Genomic DNA, 20,737 nt, shown 5'->3' on the forward strand with positions numbered 1-20,737 from the left:
GGCTTTCGTGCCGCACGCTCGACGAGAGAGCGCTCTCACCCCCTCGTTTCCCCACCCTGCATGGAATGAGAACGATGATGAGGCTCCGTAAGACGCTGAGTGTGTCCGTCGCGGTCGCCGCCGTGCTCGCCATGGCGCCGCCCGCGCTCGCTGTGTCCTATTCCACCGGCCTGCTCGACGCGATGGCCAAGGACCTGGCCATCACCACCGGACAGGCACACACCCTGATCCGCCAGGAAGCCGCCGCCGCGCGAACGGCCCCGCAGGCCGAACGCGTGGCCGGGGAGGCTTTCGGCGGCAGCTGGTTCGACCCGGCCCGCGGTCGTCTCGTCGTCGGCCTGACCGACCAGAGCAAAGCCGCCGCGGTCGAGGCGACCGGCGCGGACACCGTGCCCGTCGCCGTGTCGGCCAGACAGCTGGACGCTGTCAAAGCCCGGATCGACCAGCGGAAGGCGCCTGCCGCGGTGCACAGCTGGCATGCCGACCCGCGCACCGGCAGCGTCGTGATCACAGTGGACGACGACACCGCCTCCGACGTCACCGCTTTCCTCGACGCGGCCAGGGCCGCGGGCCCGGTGACCGTCCGCACCACCACCGCTCCACGGCCACGGACGTTCGCGGCCGGAACGGTCGGCGGCGACCCGTACCACATCAACGGCAACACCCGGTGCTCGATCGGCTTCTCGGTGGTGGGCGGGTTCGTCAGCGCCGGGCACTGCGGCGGCGTCAACAGCAACGTGACCGGCTGGGACGGCTCGCAGATGGGCACGTTCGCCGGGTCCTCGTTCCCCGGCAACGACTACGCGTACATCCGGACCGGCTGGGGCTGGTGGAACGTGGGTGTCGTGCTCGGCTGGGGTCAGGTGCCCGACCAGTTGGTGCGCGGCTCGTGGGAGGCACCGGTGGGCAGCTCGGTGTGCCGCTCGGGCTCGACCACCCATTGGCACTGCGGCCAGATCCAGGCCAAGAACGAGACCGTGAACTACCAGCAGGGCGCGTTCCACGGCGCGACGAAGACCAGCGTGTGCGCCGAGCCGGGTGACTCCGGCGGCTCGTTCATCACCGGGGACCAGGCCCAGGGCGTGACGTCGGGCGGCTGGGGCAACTGCTCCGGCGGCGGTCAGACCTGGTTCCAGCCGGTGAACGAGATCCTGTCCACGTACGGACTGCAACTGTCCACGCTTTGACGCACTCGGTGGGCACGGCCGATCCCGGCCGTGCCCATCAGGGGGTCCTGTCCAGCACTGCCAGGAAGTTCGCGACGAGCGCGGTGTCCTGCACCGGGCGCCACGCGATCCCGACGTCCCAGACCGCCGCCGGATGGTCGAGCTGGGTGAAGGCGACACCGGCCGGGGCGATCCGCGTCGCGGTGGCCGGCACCAGCGCCGGGCCGACACCGGCGGCCACCAGGGCGAGAACCGTCTGCAGGTCATGGGTTTCGTACAGGGTGGCCGGGTGGATCCCCCACGCCGCACAGAGCTTGTCGACCTGCCCGGTCAGCCCCGGTCCCTTCGAGCGGCCCAGCCGGACAAGCCCTTTGTCGGCGACCCACCGGGCGACGTCCCCGGGCACCGCGGCGGAGCTTGCGACCACGAGCCGGTCACGTCGCAGCACGCGCTGGGCGAACCCGTCGGCCACGGGCAGCCGCACGAACCCCGCGTCCAGCTCGCCGGTGGTGATCCGGTCGATCTGCACGGTGGACGGCAGGTCCTCCAAGCTGATCTCGACATCCGGGTACACCTGCCGGAAGGCGGCGACCGCGCGGGGTGCGAGGTCGATAGTGGACAGCCCGAACCCGAGGGACAGCCGTCCGGTCGCGCCACTGGCGAGCCGCCTGGCCCGGCGGGTGAACTCGTCGGACGCCACGACCAACTCACGAGCCTGCGGCAGCAGTGTCGCGCCGAACTCCGTGAGCGTGGCGCCGTGTCTCCCCCGCGCGAACAATGTCCCGCCCAGCTCGCGTTCCAGCGCCTGGATCTGCTTGGTCAACGCGGGCTGGGTGATCGCGACGCTGGCCGCGGCCGGGCCGTATCCGTGGTGGTCGGCCACTGCGACGAAGGCCCGCAGCCTGGGATTCATTCCACCAGGTTATGGCATACGTCCAAAGATTCATTGGACGCATGGAACTCGGCCGGGTTCTGATGAGGGGCATGGTGAGAGTCGCAGCAGTCCAGTTCGAGCACCAGGCCGGGGACAAGTCGTACAACCTGGGCCGCGTTGAACACTTCGCCCGCCAGGCCGCCGCCGCACAGGTGCAGCTCGTGGCGTGCCCGGAGATGTGCATGGTCGGGTATTGGCACTTACGGCGGCGAAACCCGGACGAGCTGCGTGCACTGGCCGAACCGGCGGACGGGCCGTCGGTCACGGGGGTCCGCGAGCTGGCGCGGGAGCTCGGCATCGCGATCGGCGCCGGATTCCTGGAGAGCTCCGACGGCCAGCTGTTCAACTCGTACGCACTGTGCATGCCGGACGGCGCCCTGCACGTCCACCGCAAGCTCCACGCGTTCGAACACCCGGCGATCAGCAGCGGCGACGGCTACACCGTGTTCGACACGCCGTGGGGTGTGCGCATGGCGATCCTGATCTGCTGGGACAACAACCTCGTCGAGAACGTCCGCGCCTGCGCGCTGTCCGGGGCGACGGTGCTGATCGCGCCGCACCAAACCGGCGGAACCGCGTCCCGCAGCCCGCACGGGATGCGTCCGATCCCCCTGTCGCTCTGGGAGAACAGGCACAACGACGCGGAGACGATCGAGCGCGAGTTCCGTGGCCCCAACGGCCGTGGCTGGCTGATGCGCTGGCTCCCGGCGCGTGCGCACGACAACGGCATGTTCGTGGTCTTCAGCAACGGCGTCGGCCGCGACGACGACGAAGTGCGCACAGGCAACGCCATGGTCCTGGATCCCTACGGCCGCGTCCTGGTCGAGACGTCGGCGCCTGCCGACGACATCGTCGTCGCGGAGCTGGACCTCGATCTCGTCGGGCTCTCCTCGGGCCGGCGGTGGATGGCGGGCCGACGGCCGGAGCTGTACGGAATCCTCACCACCCGCACGGGCAACGAACGTGACCCCCGCGCAGCGCGGTTCGCCACCGAACCGGTCGACGGCTGAGTGCCCGTCTCACAACCGGGGCTAGGGCGACGAGCTGACGGACAGGTGGTGCGTACACCATTGATCGTGCGGCATGCTCAGCTCATGGACCGCCAGCCTGTCGTGCCGTCGAGGCGCCGCCGAGCGAGCCTGAAGCCATTGCGATGGTGGTGGGTCGCAGCCGCCGCCGTGATCGTCAGCGTGCAGCATCCATCAGCAGACCACAATGGACAAGGATCCGGCCATCACGGCACATGGCATGACCTGATCCACACAGGCGAGCATCGGGACCAAGCGACAACAAAGTCCACTTAGGACATGATGCTCTGAGTCCTGAGACGGGCGCCGACTAGCGGCTGTTGCTGGCGCGGTCGCTCATCGCGGTGTTCCGGAACGCGGCGCACTGCCATCTTCGTGCCGCGCTGCCACTTGTTCAGCACGTCGACGTGTGCTCGCGATCTGTGCACGTCCCAGGAGCGTGCCAGCCAGCAAGGTGACTTACGCTCTCTTGTCCGCCCATTCCAGGACACGCGACGCGCGCAGGGTGTTCCACCGGCTCGGCGCGCCGTCGCCGTCCTCCATGACGAAGTGGACTTCACCCGGGTGCGTGTCCTCCAACAGCCATCGGCCGTCGTTCTGCCGTTTGGACCGCACGAGTTCGATCGCCTCGGCCTGCCGGGGATCAGCGGTGTCCGCCGCGCGGAAGTAGTCCAACGCGCGCAGAACGTCGTAATGCCACCAAACCGGGTACGAGAACAGCAACCAGGACGGTTCGACGACCTCACCCGTGCTGAGCCTGTACAGCAGGCGGCGGCTCAGCAGGTACTCCTGCCCGCGCTCCCTGGCCTCGGTGATCCGCGCCGAACCGCCGGTCGCCTGCTCGTAGTCCAGCAGTCCTTCGAGCACACAAATGGTCGTGTGGAACGACGAACGGATCGAGCCGTGCTCGGCTTCGCAGTTCCAACCGCCGTCGGCGAGTTGTTCACCGAGCAGCCGCGTGACGATTCCTTCGACGTCCACGCCGAAGTAGATGCCCAGCGACACCGTTCGACCGTTGATGCACGGCTCGACCTCGCCGTCGAAGAACGGCTGTCCGGCGTGCTCCCACCGGCAGTTGCGCGTCACCAGTTCCGTTGTCTCACGCACGATCGGGGCGTTCGGGTCGACGCCGAGTTCGCGCAGCAGCGACAGTGCGGGGAACGTCGACGTCCACGGTTGACCGGCCGAGAAGTCACCGCGGAAGTCGGCCGGGAAACACGCGCCGCCCGCCCATTGGCCGTCGCTGCCGCGTAACGCCAGAAGCCGGGCGCCCCAGCCTTCCTGCGCGACCCGCGCGCGTTCGGCGGCGACCTGGTCCGGTGAGGCGTCGGTCAGGTCCCGCAGGACCTGCCAGCGCAGCGCCGGATCCGACTCGAGCAACCAGTCCAGAACGACCATGGGCGCAGCTTACGCCGGGGCCGTCGCGTCAACTGGTCACCTGGAGGGTGGCGACCTTGCCTAACTTCCAGCCGTCGGCCGTCTTGGCCATCTCGAATTCGATGCGCAGGACCCGTTCGGCCGGTTGCGGGGTGGCTGTGCTGGAGACTGTGGTCTTCACCAGCGCGAGGCCGGTCACCACGTCCGCTGTGGCAGTTTTCGCCGCGACCATCGGGTCTCGTGCGACTGTCACGTTCGTGCGCGACTCGCGCAGTTGCTGTGCGGAGTTGGCCGTCGCCTGGCGCAACTCGGTCAGCAACGGATCGGTGGTGGCGGCCTGCTGACGTTTGAGCGAGTTGTCGATGTCGTTGCCGTCGAGGCTCATCAGCGTGACGACGCCGCTGTAGGCGGCTGCCACGCCCTGGTCGCGGGCATCGGCAACCGGATCGCCGGGCGCTTTCGGGACCGACTTGAGCGCCGGGTTGGCCGTGATCTCGTTGAACCGCCACGCGCCTTGCTCGCGTTGGCCGACTACGAGGATCGACGCGCCGCCTGTGGTGGGCGGGCCACCTGGTCGTGTCCCGGTCTGGTCGACCATCACGAGCACTCGTGCGGTGGTATCGGTCAGCTCGGACACCGCCGCGTCGTGCACCTTGGCGGTGATCGTAGTCCCGGACTGGCGGACCGGGCCGAGCAGCTTCTCGACCTCCGACAGCGCCGAGCCGGTCAGATACTTCGTGACCGCCTGCTGCTGCGCGCCGGGATCAGCCGGGGCGAAGCTGAACACCCCTTCGACCGCTCTCTTCGTCGCCGCCAGCACGTCCTCGGTCGCCTTGGTGTCCACCAGTGCCAGGTTGGCGGGCTTGGCGGGCTTCGCCTCGCCGGCCGGGGAAACGGCTGTGCCCTGCACGGTCTGGGTACAACCCGCGAGCAACACCACGCACAGAATCGGCCAAACCCTCACAGCTCCCCCATCCCCGTACCGACACCAGCCCACGGCCATCTCACCAGACCGGCGTACGGCCAGCCAGTCCACACCGTGTAGCCGATGGTTGAGCGCAGCCGTGAAACACTCAACTCCAGTTGAGAACAAGTGCATCACTTGGCTGATGACCCCGAGTATCTCGTGACCTAATCTCAATGTCGCACGCCGCTTCATGCGGAAGTACAGCGGGGTACTTCACCGGGGATCGAGGTAGTCTGGCCACTGGGGGGATCAGATCGCATGCCAGTCAGAACGCAGGGCAGTCTGACCGCTCGAACCGAGCGGATATCAACACTGCTCCGCGTCATCATGTGATCGATGATCCCGTATCGCGGCCACCCCGGAATGCCCGCCAGGAGACGATGACACGGCGCGGGAAGTGAATCATTCACACCCGGCGTGACAAACCACCATGAATGACGCGTGCGCAGCCGGTTCAGCAGTACATGGTTATCAATAGCGTTATCAGTGATCACATCGAGCGGCGCGCCCTGGTGAACAACGAATCACGTCGCCCAGCTAACACTCGAGGAGAAAGAATGGATACGCGTACAGTATTGGCCGGAAACTCCCGCTTGAAGTACACCGTGAGCGGGTCAGGTCCGGTCTTGGTGCTGGTGCACGGTGTCGGCAAGGGAGGACAGGCGGCTTTCGGTCACCTGATCGACGATTTCGCGGCGCGAAACACCGTGATCGTACCAGATCTGTCCGGGAGTGAGACAGCCGAGGACGACGGCGGTGACCTGACCATCGAGCAGTTGGCCGAGGAAGTCTCCGCGGTCATCACAGACCACGGTGCCGACCAGGTCGATCTGGTCGGTTTCTCACTGGGCGGAGCGGTGGTCGCGGCGGTGGCCGCGCTCCACCCCGAGCAGGTGCGACGGCTGATCCCCGTGGGCGGCCTCGTCCAGACGGACACGTACATGCAGAACCTGATCAGCCTGACGCTGAGCCAGAAACACGACGCGATGGCGTTCGGCCGGATATTGACCACGACCGCGTTCAGCCCGGGGTACATCAACAGCCTCCCGAGCCTCGCGGACGCCGAGAAGCTGGGCGCGGAACTCAGCCCGTCACGGGGCCGGATCCGGCAGTTGGAACTGCTGCTGCGCGTAGACATCCGGGCTCTCGCCGAGAAGGTTCAGGCGGAAACCCTGGTGGTCGGCTGCAACCCCGACGCCGCTGTGCCCGCGGAACACTCCCGGCAGCTCGACGCCGCGATTCCGAACTCCTCCTACGTGGAGATGGAAAGCGGTCACATGGTGCTCATCGAGAAGCCCGTCGAGTTCGTGAAATTGGTCAACGATTTCCTCGCGAGCACGCATCCACTGTCCAACCGGTCCACGGCGGCCACCTGAGCAACGGGTGAGAGCGACCATTTCAGCGGGGTAGAGTCGAGAGGAAGAGATGGCGAACATACTACTCGCGGTCAGCAGTCACGACACTTTGGGAAACACCGGCAACAGCACCGGCTACAGCGTTTCGGAAGCAGCCCATCCCTACCGTGTGTTCGTCTCGGCAGGCCACACCGTGAACTTCGTGTCCCATCGGGGTGGCGAGCCTCCCGGCGTGGTCTTCGACGGCGAGGAGAACGACCCGGAGGTCAAGGCGTTCCTTGCCGACGACCGGATACAGGCGAAACTCGCGGCAACGTCACAGGCGTCCCAGGTCCGGTCCGCCGAGTACTCGGCGATCTTCTTCGCCGGTGGGCACGGGGCGATGTGGGACTTTCCGGAGTCGGCGGGGCTCGCTCGGCTCGCTCGCGAGATCTACGAGCGCGGCGGTGTCGTCTCAGCGGTCTGCCACGGCCCGGCCAGCCTGGTGAACCTTCGACTGTCGGATGGTTCATACCTGGTCGACGGGAAGAGAGTCAGCTCCTTCACCAACGAGGAAGAGGCCCAGTTGGGCCTCGTCCACGTGATGCCGTTCCTTCTTGAAGATCGTTTGAAAGAACGAGGCGCGATCCACTCCAAAACACCGAACTTCGTCGCGCACACCGAGAACGACAATCGGGTGATCACCGGGCAGAACCCCGCATCGGCCGCCCTCGTCGCGGAACTCGTCGTCAGCGAACTCGCCCACATCAACGGCGCACATGCAGGCCGAGCGAAGCCGAACGGCTCGTGATGGCCGTCGGCAGAGGGAGACCACCATGCGGAATCTGATCCAGGTCGCCGGAATCATCGACCAGGCCGAAGCGGACATGGTTCTCGAGGAGGGCGCGGACTGGCTGGGCTTCGCCCTGCGACTGCCCGCGAAGAACGAGGACCTGTCCGAGGCGGACGCGGCGGCGATCGTCAAGGCGATCCAACCCGAGCACCGGGGTGTGATCATCACCTACCTGACCGATGCCGACGAGATCAACGAGTTCTGCACTGAAATGGGCGTCGGCGTCATCCAGCTGCACGGCGACGTCAGCCCGGACGAGCTGCGGAGACTGCGGCACATCGCACCAGAGCTGTACATCTTGAAGAGCCTGGTCGTCAAAGCGGACAACATCGACGAGTTGACCAAGACCGTCGAGGACTCGGCCGACTGGGTCGACATGTTCATCACCGACAGCTTCAACCCGGCGACCGGCGCCAAAGGCGCCACCGGCCTGGTGCACGACTGGGGCGTCAGCGCCGAACTCGTCCGCCTGTCGCCGCGGCCGCTGATGCTGGCAGGCGGGTTGACCCCGGACAACGTCGGGGACGCCATCGAGAAGGTTCGCCCGGCCGCCGTCGATGCCCACACCGGCCTCGAGGACGCCACCGGCCGCAAGGATCGCCTGAAGGTGCGCAAGTTCGTCGACGAGGCGCGTCAGGCGTTCGCCCGCATCGCGGCAGACCGTCCGGGAGGGGCGAGTTGAATGGTCAACGCGACCCAGTCCGTGGCGCACTCGGTACACCTGTTGCCGCAGACCAAGCAGTTGCGCGCACTGCACACGATCATCCGCAACGGACAGGCCAGTCGGGACGACTTCGTTCGCCACGCGAGCAGGATCATTCGTCAACTGATCGAGGCCGGACTGGAGCAGATGCCGTTCGAGCCGCATCAGGTGCGGACACCGATCGGACATGTCTATGACGGCTTGCGCATCACCGCCCCACTCTGCGGTGTGTCCGTCGCCCGCGCCGGCGACAGCATGGAAGCCGAACTCCGTACGATATTGCCGGGGATTCGGCTCGGCAAGATCCTCATCCAGCGCGACAAGGTGACGAAGCTGCCGCGGTTGTACTACTCCGCACTGCCGCCGGATGTCATGAACCGGCATGTGCTGCTGTTCGACCCCATGCTCGCCACCGGGGGCACCGCCTTGGCGGCGATCGGGGTGCTGCTCGACGCGGGCGTGCCGGAACAGCACATCGTGTTCATCAACCTGTTGTCGGCGCCGGAAGGCGTCGCCGCGGTTCGTGAGCGCCATCCAGGCGTGCGGATGGTGACTTCGTCCATTGAGGAACGTCTGAACGAGAACGCGTACATGCTTCCCGGCATCGGCGACTTCGGCGATCGGTATTTCGGGACAGACGTGGCGCCGCGGGACGAGTTGCCGAGATAGCCGTCATACCCGAGTTCTGTTCGGCGCCGAGTACCAGAGCCGGCACCACGTTTCAGCAGACAGCGTTCATTGGGGGAAAAGTGCACCGTTCGTCCACTACGACAACGAATCCCGTGGAACCGAGTCTCCTCGACCTGCTCCACGAACAGGCCCGATTACGACCGGACGACACAGCCGTCGTGTCCGGCGACGACCGCATGACCTATCGCGAACTGGTCCAACGCAGTTCCGAACTTGCCTCTCGCCTGCGCGGCCTCGGCATCACGGCCGATGACTGTGTCGCCTTGTTCGTCGAGCCTTCCGTGGATCTGATGGTCGGTGTGTGGGGAATCCTGTTCGCAGGCGGCGCCTATCTGCCCCTGTCACCGGACTACCCGCCCGAACGGTTGCGCTACATGGTTGAGGACTCCGGCGCCAAGGTCATCGTGTCCCATCGCGCTGCCGCGGGCCGGGCCGCCGAGCTGGCAGCCGAGGGCACGGTGATCGTCGCGTTGGAAGACACCGGAAACCCCGGCGGGGCCGGCGTGGTCACGGCCGCCGACCCCAGCTCACTGGCATACGTCATCTACACCTCAGGCAGCACAGGCAAGCCGAAGGGTGTCATGATCGAACACCGCAGCATCGTCAGCCAGATGCGCTGGCTCGCGGCCGCCTACGGCCTGAACCAGAGCAGGACCGTGCTGCAGAAAACCCCGATGAGCTTCGACGCGGCACAATGGGAGATCCTGGCACCCGCGGTCGGTGCTGCGGTCGTGATGGGCGGCAAGGGCATCTACCGCGATCCCGAGCGAATAATCGACACCATCCGAACACACGACGTCACGACCCTCCAGTGTGTCCCCACGTTGCTCCAGGCATTGCTGAACACGGACGAGTTGTCGACGTGCGCAACGCTCGCGCAGATCTTCGTCGGCGGTGAAGCGTTTTCCGAAAAGCTCGCACAGCAGTGCTTTGACGCCCTACCGTTCTGTGAACTCGTCAACCTGTACGGGCCGACCGAATGCACCATCAACTCGTCGGCGTACACAGTGGAAAGGGCTGCTCTCGGGGGAGACGCGAGCGCGATCTCGATCGGCACCCCGGTCCACGGCACTGAGTACCACGTTCTCGACCATGACGGGTCCCCGGTGGCTGTCGGCGAGGTCGGCGAGCTGTACATCGGTGGGATTCAGGTGGCACGGGGCTACATAGGCCAGCCTGAGCAGACAGCGCGCCGCTTCGTGGACAACCCGTTCGGTGGCGGGAAACTGTTCAGAACAGGCGATCTGGTCTCGTGGAACGCCGACGCCACCGTGCAGTTCGTCGGCCGGGCGGACAACCAGGTGAAACTGCACGGCTTTCGGGTCGAGCTCGACGAGATCCGCCTGGCCATCGAAACCCACCACTGGGTGAGGCACGCCGCGGTGATAGTCAAGGTCCACCCGCGCACCGGGTTCAAGAACCTGGTCGCCTGCGTGGAGCTGAACCCGAAGGAAGCGGCCCTGATGGACCAGGGCAACCACGCCGCGCACCACCAGTCGAAAGAGAGCAGGCTCCAGGTCAGGGCGCAGCTGACGAACGGGGGCGTCCGGGATGCGGCGGACATCAGCGGCAGGCCGGTGACCGATCTACCGGGAGCTGACGCGACGGAAGAACAGCGCAGGCAGGCTTTCGCGCGCAAAACCTATCGGTTCTACGACGGCAGTGCGGTTACGAAATCTGACATACTCCGACTGCTCGACCACGAGACCTCCGAGGTGCCCACACGGGGGCAGCGGGATCTCAGTTTCGGAGAGTTGGGCGAGATCTTGAGATGCTTCGGGCAGCACGTGAGCCCGGAACGCCTCCTGCCGAAGTACGCCTACGCGTCACCTGGTTCGCTGTACGCCACACAGCTGTACCTGGAGATCGCGGGGATCGGCGCCCTGCGCGCAGGAATCTACTACTACCACCCGATCAACCACCAGCTGGTCCTGATCAACGAGACAGTCGACCCGGGAGCGTTCTCGGTGAAGGCGCACTTCGTCGGCAGGAAGCGCGCGATCGAACCGATCTACCAGAAGAACATCCGGGAAGTGCTGGAGATCGAGACCGGGCACATGGTCGGCTTGTTCGAGGAAGTGTTGCCGTCATACGGTTTCGACATCATCGCCTCGGACTACGCGCCTGCCGTCAAGAACAGGCTGGACGTCGCCGAGGAGGACCACTACCTGGGCACGTTCAAGCTGATCCCCTACTCGGGACCGCGACCGGACGATTCGCTGGATGTGTACGTCCAGGCTCACCCCGGAAAGGTCACCGATCTGCCCGCCGGCCAATACGCGTACGCGGACGGGCGACTCGAACTGATCTCGTCCGAGCTCATCGAGCGCCGACACGTCATCGCCATCAACCAGGCCGTGTACGACCGGGCGAGTGTCGGGATCACCGTGATCAGCCGGGCCGAGCCGGCCTGGCGGTGCTACATCGACCTCGGCCGCAAGCTGCAGCGGCTGTCGATGAACGACCTGAATCTGGGATTCATGTCTTCCGGGTACAGTTCCCAGACCGGCGACGACCTCCCGTCTGCCATCCGAATCGACAGTATTCTGAAGGGCACCGGCCGGGAGACCGGTCCGTCCTATTTCTTCGTCGGCGGCGGGGTGAGTGACCAGCAGCGGCTGCACGAGGGCATGAACGAAGACGTCGTGCACATGAGTGGCCCGGCCGAGATGATCCGCAACGACCTGCTCGACTTCCTGCCGGACTACATGATCCCGCACAAGGTGGTCGTGCTCGACAAGCTGCCGACCACTCCCAACGGGAAGATCGACCTCAAGGCACTCGCCGCGTCCGACAGCACTGACGTGGACGTCGCCGGGCATCCCTTCGTCGCGCCGCACACCGCGGTCGAACGGCGGATCGCCGAGCTGTGGCAGAAGGCGATGAAGCTCGAGCACGTCTCGGTGCGGGACGACTTCTTCGCCGCCGGTGGGAACTCGTTGATCGCCGTCGGGTTGATCACCGCGATCAACCGGGAGTTCGCGATCTCATTACCGCTACAGGTGCTGTTCGAATCGCCGACGATCGAGCAGCTGGCCGACCGGGTTTCCGGGTCGGGCACCGGTCCGGTCTCGCGGTTGGTCCCGTTGCGACCGGAGGGGGCGGCGACGCCTGTCTACTGCTGGCCCGGTCTCGGCGGATACACCATGAACCTCCAGGCTCTTGCCAGGAACATCGGCGCCGACCGACCGTTTTACGGAGTGCAGGCGTACGGCATCAACCCCGGTGAAGAGCCGTACGCGACCATCAGGGAGATGGCGGCCGAAGACGTCGACGCCATCAGGAAACAGCAGCCGGAAGGTCCGTACGCGTTGTGGGGGTACTCCTTCGGTGCCCGCGTTGCCTTCGAAGCCGCGTACCAACTGGAACAGCTGGGCGAGAAGGTCGACCACGTCGTCCTGATCGCCCCCGGCGCGCCCAAGATCGACTCGGCCGACGAGCAGGAACAGGCCGCGACCTATGTCAACAGAACCTATGTGACGGTCCTGTTCTCTGTTTTCGCTGGTGCGATCGATGGACCGCTGTTGGAGGACTGTCTCGCGGCCACCAGAGACCGTGAGAGTTTCGTGGGCTTCATCGGCGAGAACTTCACGGGCCTGGACGTCGACACCGTCCGTCGGATCGTCAGGGTCGTGGAGCGAACTTTCGAGTTCAGCTACTCGTTCCGCGAACTGGCCGAGCGGAAGATCAACGCGCCTATTGCCATCTTCAAGGCCACGGGCGACGACTATTCATTCCTGGAAAGCAGCGGTGGGTACTCGGCGGCAGCCCCGGCTGTCGTCGACCTCGGCGCCGACCACTACTCAATTCTGAGAGATCCGGACGTCGGCGACCTGGCCACGGCGATCCGTCGACACCTGGACTTCTGGAAGGAGCGAGTAATGCCCCACATCAACGTCAAGCACTTCCCGGCACCGCTCACCCCGACGCAACACGCCCGACTGATCTCCGCGTTGACCAAGGCGATGACGAACGCGTTCGATTGTGACGAAGGAGCGGTCTCGATCGCGTTCGAACCGATCGACAAAGAGGTGTGGAACGAAAAGGTCTACGTCCCGGAGATCGTCAACCGCTGGCACACCCTCGGCAAGGTCCCGAACTACGAGCCAGAGGGAAACTGACCGATGACCGCCAACACGGCACGGAAGACGGGCATTCCGCTGGTCGTCGACGACGAGGTGGCCGAAGCGATCAGCGAGGGGCTGCCAGTCGTCGCGCTGGAGTCCAACGTCATCTCCCACGGTTTGCCGTACCCGGAGAACGCCGCGACTGCCGAGCGGGTCCAGGAAGCGGTTCGGGCGGGTGGTGCGGTGCCCGCGACGATCGCTGTCGACAACGGCGCGATCGTCGTCGGCATGTCCGGTGCCGACATCGAACGGTTCGCCTCGACGCCGGACATCCCGAAGGTGAGCAGCAGGGACCTGCCGGTCATCCTGGCGCAGGGCCGGATGGGAGCGTTGACGGTCGCCGCCTCCGTCGTCGGAGCGGAGCTCGCCGGTATTCCGTTCTTCTCGTCGGCCGGGATCGGCGGGGTGCATCGAGGCGCGGACAAGACAATGGACATCTCCTCGGATCTCATGCAGTTCACCCGCTCGAAGGTGGCCGTGGTCTGCGCGGGCGCGAAGAAGATCCTGGACCTTTGCCTGACCCTGGAGTTCCTGGAAACGCAGTGCGTACCGGTGGTGTCCTACCGGTCCGACGATTTCCCGGCGTTCTACTGCGTGTCCAGTGGTCTGCGCAGTCCGCGGCGACTGGACGACGACGAAGTGATCGCCCGGTCGATCGAGAACCACTGGGCGCTGGGGAACACCAGCTCGTTTCTCATCACGACGCCGGTGTCCCCGGACGAGGCGATCGACAGCGACGACGTCGACACGGCCATCGCCGAGGCCATCGCCGCGGCGGAGCGGGATGGCATTCGAGGGCAAGGGATCACGAAGTACCTGATGCGTGCGGTGGATGCGGCAACGGAAGGCCGTTCGACGAAAGCCAATGTGGCGGTTCTGGTCAGCACCGCGCACGTCGGCGGCCGGCTCGCCGCGGCACACGCCAAGTACCGTTCGGAAATACGAGGGTAACGGGGCCGAAATCGCTCCGCCCCGACACCAGAGTTCATGACGACGCCTCCTTGGAAACAGTTGTCGTTGGGGAAACAACAAGCGAGAGGGATCGAACTGTGAAACCGAATCAGCCGGGCAGTGGCCTGGGAACGGCCGGCTACCGGCCGACGATGTCGGATGAGCGTGTGGAGGAAATCCGAGAGCTGCACAAGCGGCTCGTCGCGCCCGCCCAGGATGGAGCAGACACCGAACAGACTGTTTCCTGGCTGGGGTTGACGTTGAAGGTGCCGTCGGAGGTCATGACGCCCTGCGCGGTGTCACCCCTGTTCGGCAAGGCTGTGGCCGATGAAGTGAAAGAGGGTGACCGCGTACTGGACATGGGTGCCGGGAGTGGCGCCCACGGTATCGCCGCAGCACACAAAGCCGCTGAAGTGATCGCTGTCGACATCAGCCCGTACGCGGTGGCGGCTGTTCGCGCCAACGCGGAGCTGAACAACGTGGGTGACCGGGTCAAGGCACATCAGAGTGACATCTTCGAAAACGTCGAAGGCCTTTTCGATTTGATCATCTTCAACCCGCCGTTCCACTGGTTCCCCGCCCGCAACGTCGCCGAAGCCGCCACCACCGACGAGAACTACGCCGCACTGACGAGGTTCTTCCGGGAGGCGAGGGGACACCTCGCGGACGGCGGCCGCATGATGATCTTCTTCAGCACGGTCGGCGACATCGACTACCTCCGCAAGCTCATGCGGGACGCGGGTTTCCGTCAGGAGTTGGTGTTCCAGCACAGCGGGGACTTCGCCGGGATGCCCGCGGACTACTTCACGTACCGCCTGTCGTGAGACGAGAGTAGAAAACGGGACCGCACGACACCCGCGGCTCGCACAGTGCTCTGCCACAACTGGGCGTTGTGGCAGAGCACCATGAGTTGATCAGACAAAACACCGGAGTATGCGGAAATTCTCAGTACGATGGTGGGGACCGTATTCGACGCGGACTCGCCCACTGGATGATCCCAGCACCAGGCAGAACGCCCGTCGGAGAAGCATCAGTCGACTGTGGAGGAACAACAATGGAACCCCCTCATCTCGACGGGGAATTGCTGAAGGACGAGGCCTCGCGGCAGGCAGCGGCGGTGGATTTCGGCAACCTGGTGCACAATGTGCCGATTGGTGTGCTGCGGCCCGGCTCGACGGCGGATGTCGGCAGGATCCTTCGCTGGATGGGTGACGAAGGCAAGCAGGTCACCCCGCAGGGAGAGCGTCATTCGGTTTACGGACGGTCCCAGGTGGATGGTGGCGTCGTCGTGGACATGTCCGGCCGCAAGGATGTGCACAGCGTCGAACGGGACCGAATCGTGGTCGACGCGGGTGCGAAATGGAGCGATGTGCTCGACGCCGCACTGCAGGAAGGTCTCACGCCGCCGGTGCTGACCGAATACCTTGAGTTGTCCGTCGGTGGCACGATCGTGGTCGGCGGTGTCGGCGGTACGACATGGCGTTACGGCACGCAGAGTGACACCGTGCTGGAACTCGAAGTGGTCACCGGCGACGGCCGCGTCATCACCTGTTCGCCAGACCGAGAGCCGCGACTGTTCGACGCCATGCGCGCGGGCCTCGGCCAGGTCGGCATCATCAGCCGGGCGACGCTGTCACTGACGCCCGCGCAGGACAGCGCCCGTCGATACCAACTGATCTACGGCGACCTCGACACGATGCTCGCCGACCAGCGAGTGCTTTTGCGGGAAGGGCGGTGGGACTACCTCCAGGGTGCCGCGGTGCCCGGCGAAGCGGGCGGTTGGACGTACCTGGTGGATGGTTCGAAGCTGTTCTCGGGTGCCGACGCCCCCGACGACGACGCGTTGCTCGCCGGGCTGTCGGACGACCGGGCACAGGCGCAGATCGGCACCTTCCCGTACTCCGACTACGCGTACCGGTTCGCCCCGCTGGAGAAATCGCTCCGGTCGAACGGTCACTGGTTTCACCCACACCCGTGGCTGGCCACCTTCATCGGTGACTCCGCGGCCCAGTCGGTCCTGGCCGCCGAGCTGGACCTGCTCTCGATGGCCGACCTCGGCACGTACGGACGGGTCCTGATATTCCCGCTGCGCACCCGGTCGATCCGAAGCCCGTTGATGCGGCTGCCCGCCGAGGAGGTGTCGTTCGCGTTCAATCTGCTGCGCTTCCCCGTGACGGACTCCGAGGAAGCGGCGAACGCGATGGTGAAAGCCAATCGAGCGATCTACGAGCGGGTACGCGCGGCAGGCGGAACGCTGAATCCGGTGAGTGCCTTCCCGATGTCGACGGAGGAGTGGCGCACGCACTTCGGCTCCCGGTGGGACGGGTTGTGCACCGCGAAGGAGCTCTACGACCCGAAACACGTGCTGACCCCCGGGTATGAGGTCTTCTGATCCGATTTCTCCGATCACGTCGGCGCGGTCGCCACTCCTGGCGACCGCGCCGACGCGTGTCAGCGGTGTCCTGGACAGGCTACGAGGTCGCGGTGACTCCCTGATCGGCTCCGGCAGATGTGGCCGGCGCCCGGTGCCAGGCGAGTGCGACAAGCAGTGAGGCTCCGGTCAGGATCACACCGAACCACACAACACTGGTGAGGCCGAGGCCGTCGACGACGAGTCCGCCGAAGAACGCTCCCAGCGCGATCGACAGGTTGTACTGCAAGGTGTTGATCGCCATCGCCGCTTCGAACGCATCCGGTGCGGCGGCCAGTGTCATGTTGATCTGGGACAGGTTGGCGGCACCGAAGGAGATTCCCCACAACCCCACCGCGGCCATCAGACCGACAACGCTGCTGCTGATCGTGAGCAGGAGCAGCATGGACGCCAAGAGCCCGCCGCAGGACACGAGGAAACTGACCCGCAGATTCTTGTTCACCGTGTGTCCGGCGATCACATTCCCGACCGCTCCGCCGAGGCCGAACACAACCAGGGCGACAGTGAGATAACCCGCCGTATTCGTCGCATTGTTCTCGACGAAGGGCCGGATGAACGTATACACCCCGAAGTGCCCCAGCACGTACAGCATGACGGTGATCATCACCGCGCGGAGGCGGACGTTCTTGATGGGAAGTCCGAAGACCTCCCGGACCGAGACCACTCCCTGCGACGGCAGCGGGGGAACCAACGCGGCGACTGCCAGGAACACCAGCGCGCTGAGGCCGCTCCAGATGTAGAACGTGGTCTGCCAACTGGTCAGGTCTTCGAGGAACGTGCCAAGCGGGATGCCGACCACCGTGGCGATCGACATGCCGGACATGACAACCGCGGCGGCCCTGCTGGCGTGGCGTTGCTCCACGATGCGCATCGCCATGCTCACGCCGATGGCCCAGAACACGCCGTGGGCGAACCCCATGACGAGTCGAGTGGCCAGCAGCAGCGGGTAGTTCGGCACGGCGGCCGTGATCAGGTTGCCCACGGCCAGTACCACCAGCAGTGCCGACAGCAGAAGACGGCGGTCGGCCCGCCTCGTCCACCCGACGATGAACGGCACTCCCAAGCCTGCCGAAATGCCGAAAAGGGTGACCATCAGAGCGGCGGTTCCTGTCGGCACTCCCAGGGTCGCGCCCATCGGCGTCAGCAGGCCGATGGGCATCAGCTCAGTGGTCACGAAGGTGAACAGACTGGCCGTGATGGCGACTACGCCCAGCCATGCTTTGGCGGATGACCGCGTTGTTTCATCGCTCGTGGTCATAGACTCTTCCTCGCTGATCATAGAGGTGAAGGACAAACACAATTTCCGTGACGGTTATTCGATCGGACTGAACTGAAGATCGGATCGCGCTGGGGACCGCAGGTGTGTTCGAAAGATGACGAAAAGGCGGCGCGGTTGATCAGCCGCGTTGGTGCACGGTGTGGGCACCCATCAGAACCGGGTGCTCACAGTGGGGTGAATCAACAGTGGTGGTGAATCAACTGGGGCGGTGAATCAATCGTGATGCAGGAGTCGAGAACTGTCGTGCCGCTGACCGCGTTGCTCGCTGATGAGCACCAAGCGCTCGAAGTCGACCGCTGCTCCCCGCAGCACGATGTCCACCAGTCGCCTCGCCGACGATTGGTCGATCGGTGCGCCGCCGAACAGCGCGCGCTGGTAAGCCGTGGCCGCCAGCAGGTCGACGAGGGCGTCCGTGTCGACATCCGGCCGCAGGTCGCCCCGCTCGACCGCACGTTCGATCGCGGCGGTCGCGGCCTGCTTGCTCGGCCGCACCAGCACGGAAACCAGGTGTTCGTGCAGTTCGGGATCGGCAGCGCAGTCGGCGATCAGCGGCGCGAGGATCCCGTTCGGCAGTTGGGCGTGCAGTGTCTCGGCCAGGAGCCGCACCGTCCGGGTCAGGTCGCATCGGGTGCACCCGGTGTCCGGAGTGGGTGGCGCCACGAGGATCGACGCCAGAGCGCAGATGACCAACCGTTGCCGCTTGGGCCACCGGCGCCGGATCGCGGCTTTCGTCGTACCCGCAGCGGCCGCGACCTTTTCGAGGGCGAACTTGGCGTACCCGCAGTTGCGCAACGCCTCCACCGTCGCGGCCAGAACGGCCGCGTCGATCGAGGGGTCGCGTGGTCGACCTGCTCCGGCGGGACTCAACGCTCGGCATCCCGAGGGCCCTGACGGAGCTCGACGGCGCCGGTGCCCGGGCCCGTCAGGGGGGTCGACCGCGCCACATCGCGCGCGTCAGACCGGCTGACCGGTAACCGCCACCTCGTGACCCGGTCCCCCGCGAGACCGAGTGTGTCCCCGCAGAACTGCATTGCCCGCTCAACATCCTCCACGTTCGACACCCCATGATCCAACGTCGTAGCTCGCACGGCAACCTCCAAATTCGATCCGCACCGAGTCGGATCGTATTTGATCCACTGGTCACAGGCAACTACTTGGCCTTGATGGCAGGTCGAAGCGCACGCGACCCGGTGGAGTCGTAGACCACGGGCGTCACCGCCGCCACTGCGGCGATCACGCCTCCGATCCGGTCAACCCGCCATGAGGCGTGTTCGGGTCGGGATCAGCTACGCGGGCTGTCCGCCGAAGGAAAGCCCGCCTGAAAGGCGAACACGACCGCTTGCGCGCGGTCCTGGAGATCCAACTTGTCGAGCAGGTGGGAGATGTGCGACTTCACTGTCGATTCGCTGATGGACAGCAGCGCGGCCACCGCGGCAGGCGTCTGCCCTCGGGCGAGCAAGCCGAGAACCTCGACCTCTCGTGCCGTGAGGCGCGAGAGCTTCCCCATCGCGCAGACGTCGCCGACCGGTAATCGCTCAAGGAGCCTGCCGATCAGCGAATCGATGACGGAGGGGGTGAAGAACGACTGCCCACAGGCCACGAAACGAATGACCTGGACAAGCATGGAAACACCGTCCGCTCGTCGCGCCAGCCCCCGAACGCCCGAACGGAGAGCACCCAGCGCGTCATCAGGAGACCACCCGTCCGTGAGCGCGACCACGGGTACGGGATCCTGGGAATCGACCCACGACGGCGGCAGGAGATCGAATTTCACCGAGCCGCCGACCCATTCGGCGACGACGACGTCCGGCCGAGCTGTCCGACCGGTCGACTGGTTCTCCGGAGAGCCGACAGGAGCGAGGGCCTGAAGATCGGATTCGTCGTCGATCGCTGCCCGTAAACCCGCACTCGACAGCGCATCCATCCCATGAATTGCGATATGTTTGACAAACGAATTGTTTTTGTCAATTTCTTTACGAACCGGCAGCATCGTCCCCCAACTCCTCCGCTCGCGCGTCTGCGCCGAATAGCCCCACGCCTCTGTAACCTAACACCCAGCACGCCACCCTCGTGGTACTCGTCAAGTCCAATTGAGATGACTCTGCCCCATCGTGCACCGGGGAGGTTACCCGAGAAGCAGGGACTGAAAACGTGTCCAAGCTGGTCGAGAACAGTGATTTTCATGAACGATCCGAGCGAAATGATCACGCCTTTGGACGGTGCGGCGGTGGGGTTTGCCCGGCTCATTAGACAGGCACGCGGCCGGAGTCCGCTGAAGCCCGCACACCGCCATGCGCGTTCGTCCGCCAAGCCGGAGACCTCGGCGATTGGGTACGCTCCCGGTTGTGCCGGATCATGTTGACAGAATTCTGGGGCAGTGGGCTGGCGCCCGACCCGACCTGGACGTTTCGCCGATGGCGGTGATCGGGCGAGTGACCCGACTGGCCCGCGTATTGGACAGCGAGATGCGCAGGACGTTCGCCAAGCACGACCTCGACCGCCCGGCGTTCGACGTACTGGCCACGTTGCGCCGCTCCGGCCGCCTGACCCCGGTCGAACTGATGCGGTCAGCCATGATCACCTCCGGTGCGATCTCCCAGCGACTGGACCGGCTCGAGGCTCGCGGCCTGGTGACCAGGCAGCCGGACAGCACCAACGGCCGCCGGGTGTACGTCGACCTGACGGCGGAGGGCCGCGAGTTGATCGACCGCGCCCTGCCTGACCACGTCGACACCGAGCACCGCCTGCTGAAGTCGATGACCAGGGCCCAACGGGACAAACTGGCCGGCACACTGCGCAACCTCCTGCTGGCACTCGACGACTTCGCCGAAGAGGACAGCGAACCGGCCGCGGGTCCGACCGGTCCAACACCGCCGCGTTTGACTTAGCGCTAAGTC

Annotated in this window: 17 protein-coding genes; 11 read left to right on the forward strand and 6 right to left on the reverse strand. The window is 65.6% G+C overall.

The annotated features are described in order from the left end of the window. The first annotated feature begins 77 nt into the window (after positions 1-77). Entirely contained in the window at positions 78-1,187 is a 1,110-nt protein-coding gene (locus ALI144C_RS20325) for a S1 family peptidase (protein WP_076988756.1), read from the forward strand. Between the two features lie 37 nt (positions 1,188-1,224). Here ALI144C_RS20325 and ALI144C_RS20330 read toward each other — a convergent pair whose 3' ends face one another. Next, entirely contained in the window at positions 1,225-2,079 is an 855-nt protein-coding gene (locus ALI144C_RS20330; RefSeq protein WP_076988676.1) for a LysR family transcriptional regulator, read from the reverse strand. Positions 2,080-2,150: 71 nt separating this feature from the next. On the opposite strand from ALI144C_RS20330, the gene ALI144C_RS20335 reads away from it, so the two are divergent. Further along, positions 2,151-3,110 carry a nitrilase family protein gene (locus tag ALI144C_RS20335; protein ID WP_202819002.1) on the forward strand — a complete coding sequence of 320 codons (960 nt, stop codon included), beginning with the start codon at positions 2,151-2,153 and terminating at the stop codon, positions 3,108-3,110. A 477-nt stretch (positions 3,111-3,587) separates the two neighbouring features. Here the strand turns inward: ALI144C_RS20335 and ALI144C_RS20340 are convergent, their stop codons facing one another. Both ALI144C_RS20340 and ALI144C_RS20345 read right to left on the reverse strand, forming a co-directional pair. Further along, on the reverse strand, positions 3,588-4,526 hold the full coding sequence (locus tag ALI144C_RS20340; protein ID WP_076988677.1) for a hypothetical protein: 939 nt from the start codon (positions 4,524-4,526) through the stop codon (positions 3,588-3,590). A gap of 28 nt (positions 4,527-4,554) precedes the next feature. Further along, the gene (locus ALI144C_RS20345) at positions 4,555-5,469 is read right to left on the reverse strand and encodes a hypothetical protein (RefSeq protein WP_143230745.1); all 915 of its coding nucleotides are present in this window, start codon (positions 5,467-5,469) and stop codon (positions 4,555-4,557) included. 560 nt (positions 5,470-6,029) lie between these two features. On the opposite strand from ALI144C_RS20345, the gene ALI144C_RS20350 reads away from it, so the two are divergent. The 8 genes from ALI144C_RS20350 (at position 6,030) to ALI144C_RS20385 (ending at position 16,522) form a co-directional block, all read left to right on the forward strand. After that, entirely contained in the window at positions 6,030-6,848 is an 819-nt protein-coding gene (locus ALI144C_RS20350; protein ID WP_076988679.1) for an alpha/beta fold hydrolase, read from the forward strand. Between the two features lie 49 nt (positions 6,849-6,897). Then, positions 6,898-7,617, forward strand: coding sequence for a type 1 glutamine amidotransferase domain-containing protein (locus ALI144C_RS20355; protein WP_076988680.1), 720 nt, complete (start codon positions 6,898-6,900; stop codon positions 7,615-7,617). Positions 7,618-7,642: 25 nt separating this feature from the next. Next, complete coding sequence (locus ALI144C_RS20360) at positions 7,643-8,341, forward strand: phosphoribosylanthranilate isomerase (protein WP_076988681.1); 699 nt, start codon at positions 7,643-7,645, stop codon at positions 8,339-8,341. Continuing rightward, positions 8,342-9,031, forward strand: coding sequence for a uracil phosphoribosyltransferase (gene upp / locus ALI144C_RS20365; RefSeq protein ID WP_076988682.1), 690 nt, complete (start codon positions 8,342-8,344; stop codon positions 9,029-9,031). A 113-nt stretch (positions 9,032-9,144) separates the two neighbouring features. Continuing rightward, entirely contained in the window at positions 9,145-13,173 is a 4,029-nt protein-coding gene (locus tag ALI144C_RS20370) for an amino acid adenylation domain-containing protein (RefSeq protein WP_202819003.1), read from the forward strand. A 3-nt stretch (positions 13,174-13,176) separates the two neighbouring features. Further along, positions 13,177-14,130, forward strand: coding sequence for a pseudouridine-5'-phosphate glycosidase (locus tag ALI144C_RS20375; RefSeq protein ID WP_076988684.1), 954 nt, complete (start codon positions 13,177-13,179; stop codon positions 14,128-14,130). A gap of 98 nt (positions 14,131-14,228) precedes the next feature. Next, positions 14,229-14,954 (forward strand): HemK2/MTQ2 family protein methyltransferase, encoded by a 726-nt coding sequence (locus ALI144C_RS20380; protein WP_237774232.1) that lies wholly within the window; start codon positions 14,229-14,231, stop codon positions 14,952-14,954. A 230-nt stretch (positions 14,955-15,184) separates the two neighbouring features. Then, positions 15,185-16,522, forward strand: coding sequence for an FAD-binding protein (locus tag ALI144C_RS20385; protein ID WP_076988685.1), 1,338 nt, complete (start codon positions 15,185-15,187; stop codon positions 16,520-16,522). A gap of 79 nt (positions 16,523-16,601) precedes the next feature. On the opposite strand, the gene ALI144C_RS20390 is transcribed toward ALI144C_RS20385, so the two are convergent. The 3 genes from ALI144C_RS20390 to ALI144C_RS20405 form a co-directional block, all read right to left on the reverse strand. Further along, a complete protein-coding gene (locus tag ALI144C_RS20390; protein WP_076988686.1) occupies positions 16,602-17,819 on the reverse strand; it encodes an MFS transporter in 1,218 nt (405 codons plus the stop codon). A 234-nt stretch (positions 17,820-18,053) separates the two neighbouring features. Then, on the reverse strand, positions 18,054-18,707 hold the full coding sequence (locus tag ALI144C_RS20395; RefSeq protein WP_076988687.1) for a TetR-like C-terminal domain-containing protein: 654 nt from the start codon (positions 18,705-18,707) through the stop codon (positions 18,054-18,056). 415 nt (positions 18,708-19,122) lie between these two features. Further along, positions 19,123-19,830 carry a response regulator transcription factor gene (locus ALI144C_RS20405; RefSeq protein WP_083753215.1) on the reverse strand — a complete coding sequence of 236 codons (708 nt, stop codon included), beginning with the start codon at positions 19,828-19,830 and terminating at the stop codon, positions 19,123-19,125. Between the two features lie 424 nt (positions 19,831-20,254). Here ALI144C_RS20405 and ALI144C_RS20410 point away from each other — a divergent pair, with 424 nt between their 5' ends. Next, positions 20,255-20,728 (forward strand): MarR family winged helix-turn-helix transcriptional regulator, encoded by a 474-nt coding sequence (locus ALI144C_RS20410; protein WP_237774233.1) that lies wholly within the window; start codon positions 20,255-20,257, stop codon positions 20,726-20,728. The last annotated feature ends 9 nt before the right edge of the window (positions 20,729-20,737 follow it).

This window comes from Actinosynnema sp. ALI-1.44, assembly GCF_001984155.1.
In the GTDB taxonomy this organism is placed as follows: domain Bacteria; phylum Actinomycetota; class Actinomycetes; order Mycobacteriales; family Pseudonocardiaceae; genus Kibdelosporangium.

Coding starts and splice junctions, on each gene's coding strand:
- ALI144C_RS20340 (WP_076988677.1), bottom strand. CDS start 4,526: ATGGTCGTTCTGGACTGGTTGCTCGAGTCGGATCCGGCGCTGCGCTGG.
- ALI144C_RS20325 (WP_076988756.1), top strand. CDS start 78: ATGAGGCTCCGTAAGACGCTGAGTGTGTCCGTCGCGGTCGCCGCCGTG.
- upp (WP_076988682.1), top strand. CDS start 8,342: ATGGTCAACGCGACCCAGTCCGTGGCGCACTCGGTACACCTGTTGCCG.
- ALI144C_RS20355 (WP_076988680.1), top strand. CDS start 6,898: ATGGCGAACATACTACTCGCGGTCAGCAGTCACGACACTTTGGGAAAC.
- ALI144C_RS20410 (WP_237774233.1), top strand. CDS start 20,255: ATGGCGGTGATCGGGCGAGTGACCCGACTGGCCCGCGTATTGGACAGC.
- ALI144C_RS20385 (WP_076988685.1), top strand. CDS start 15,185: ATGGAACCCCCTCATCTCGACGGGGAATTGCTGAAGGACGAGGCCTCG.
- ALI144C_RS20335 (WP_202819002.1), top strand. CDS start 2,151: ATGGTGAGAGTCGCAGCAGTCCAGTTCGAGCACCAGGCCGGGGACAAG.
- ALI144C_RS20330 (WP_076988676.1), bottom strand. CDS start 2,079: ATGAATCCCAGGCTGCGGGCCTTCGTCGCAGTGGCCGACCACCACGGA.
- ALI144C_RS20350 (WP_076988679.1), top strand. CDS start 6,030: ATGGATACGCGTACAGTATTGGCCGGAAACTCCCGCTTGAAGTACACC.
- ALI144C_RS20360 (WP_076988681.1), top strand. CDS start 7,643: ATGCGGAATCTGATCCAGGTCGCCGGAATCATCGACCAGGCCGAAGCG.
- ALI144C_RS20375 (WP_076988684.1), top strand. CDS start 13,177: ATGACCGCCAACACGGCACGGAAGACGGGCATTCCGCTGGTCGTCGAC.
- ALI144C_RS20390 (WP_076988686.1), bottom strand. CDS start 17,819: ATGACCACGAGCGATGAAACAACGCGGTCATCCGCCAAAGCATGGCTG.
- ALI144C_RS20405 (WP_083753215.1), bottom strand. CDS start 19,830: ATGCTGCCGGTTCGTAAAGAAATTGACAAAAACAATTCGTTTGTCAAA.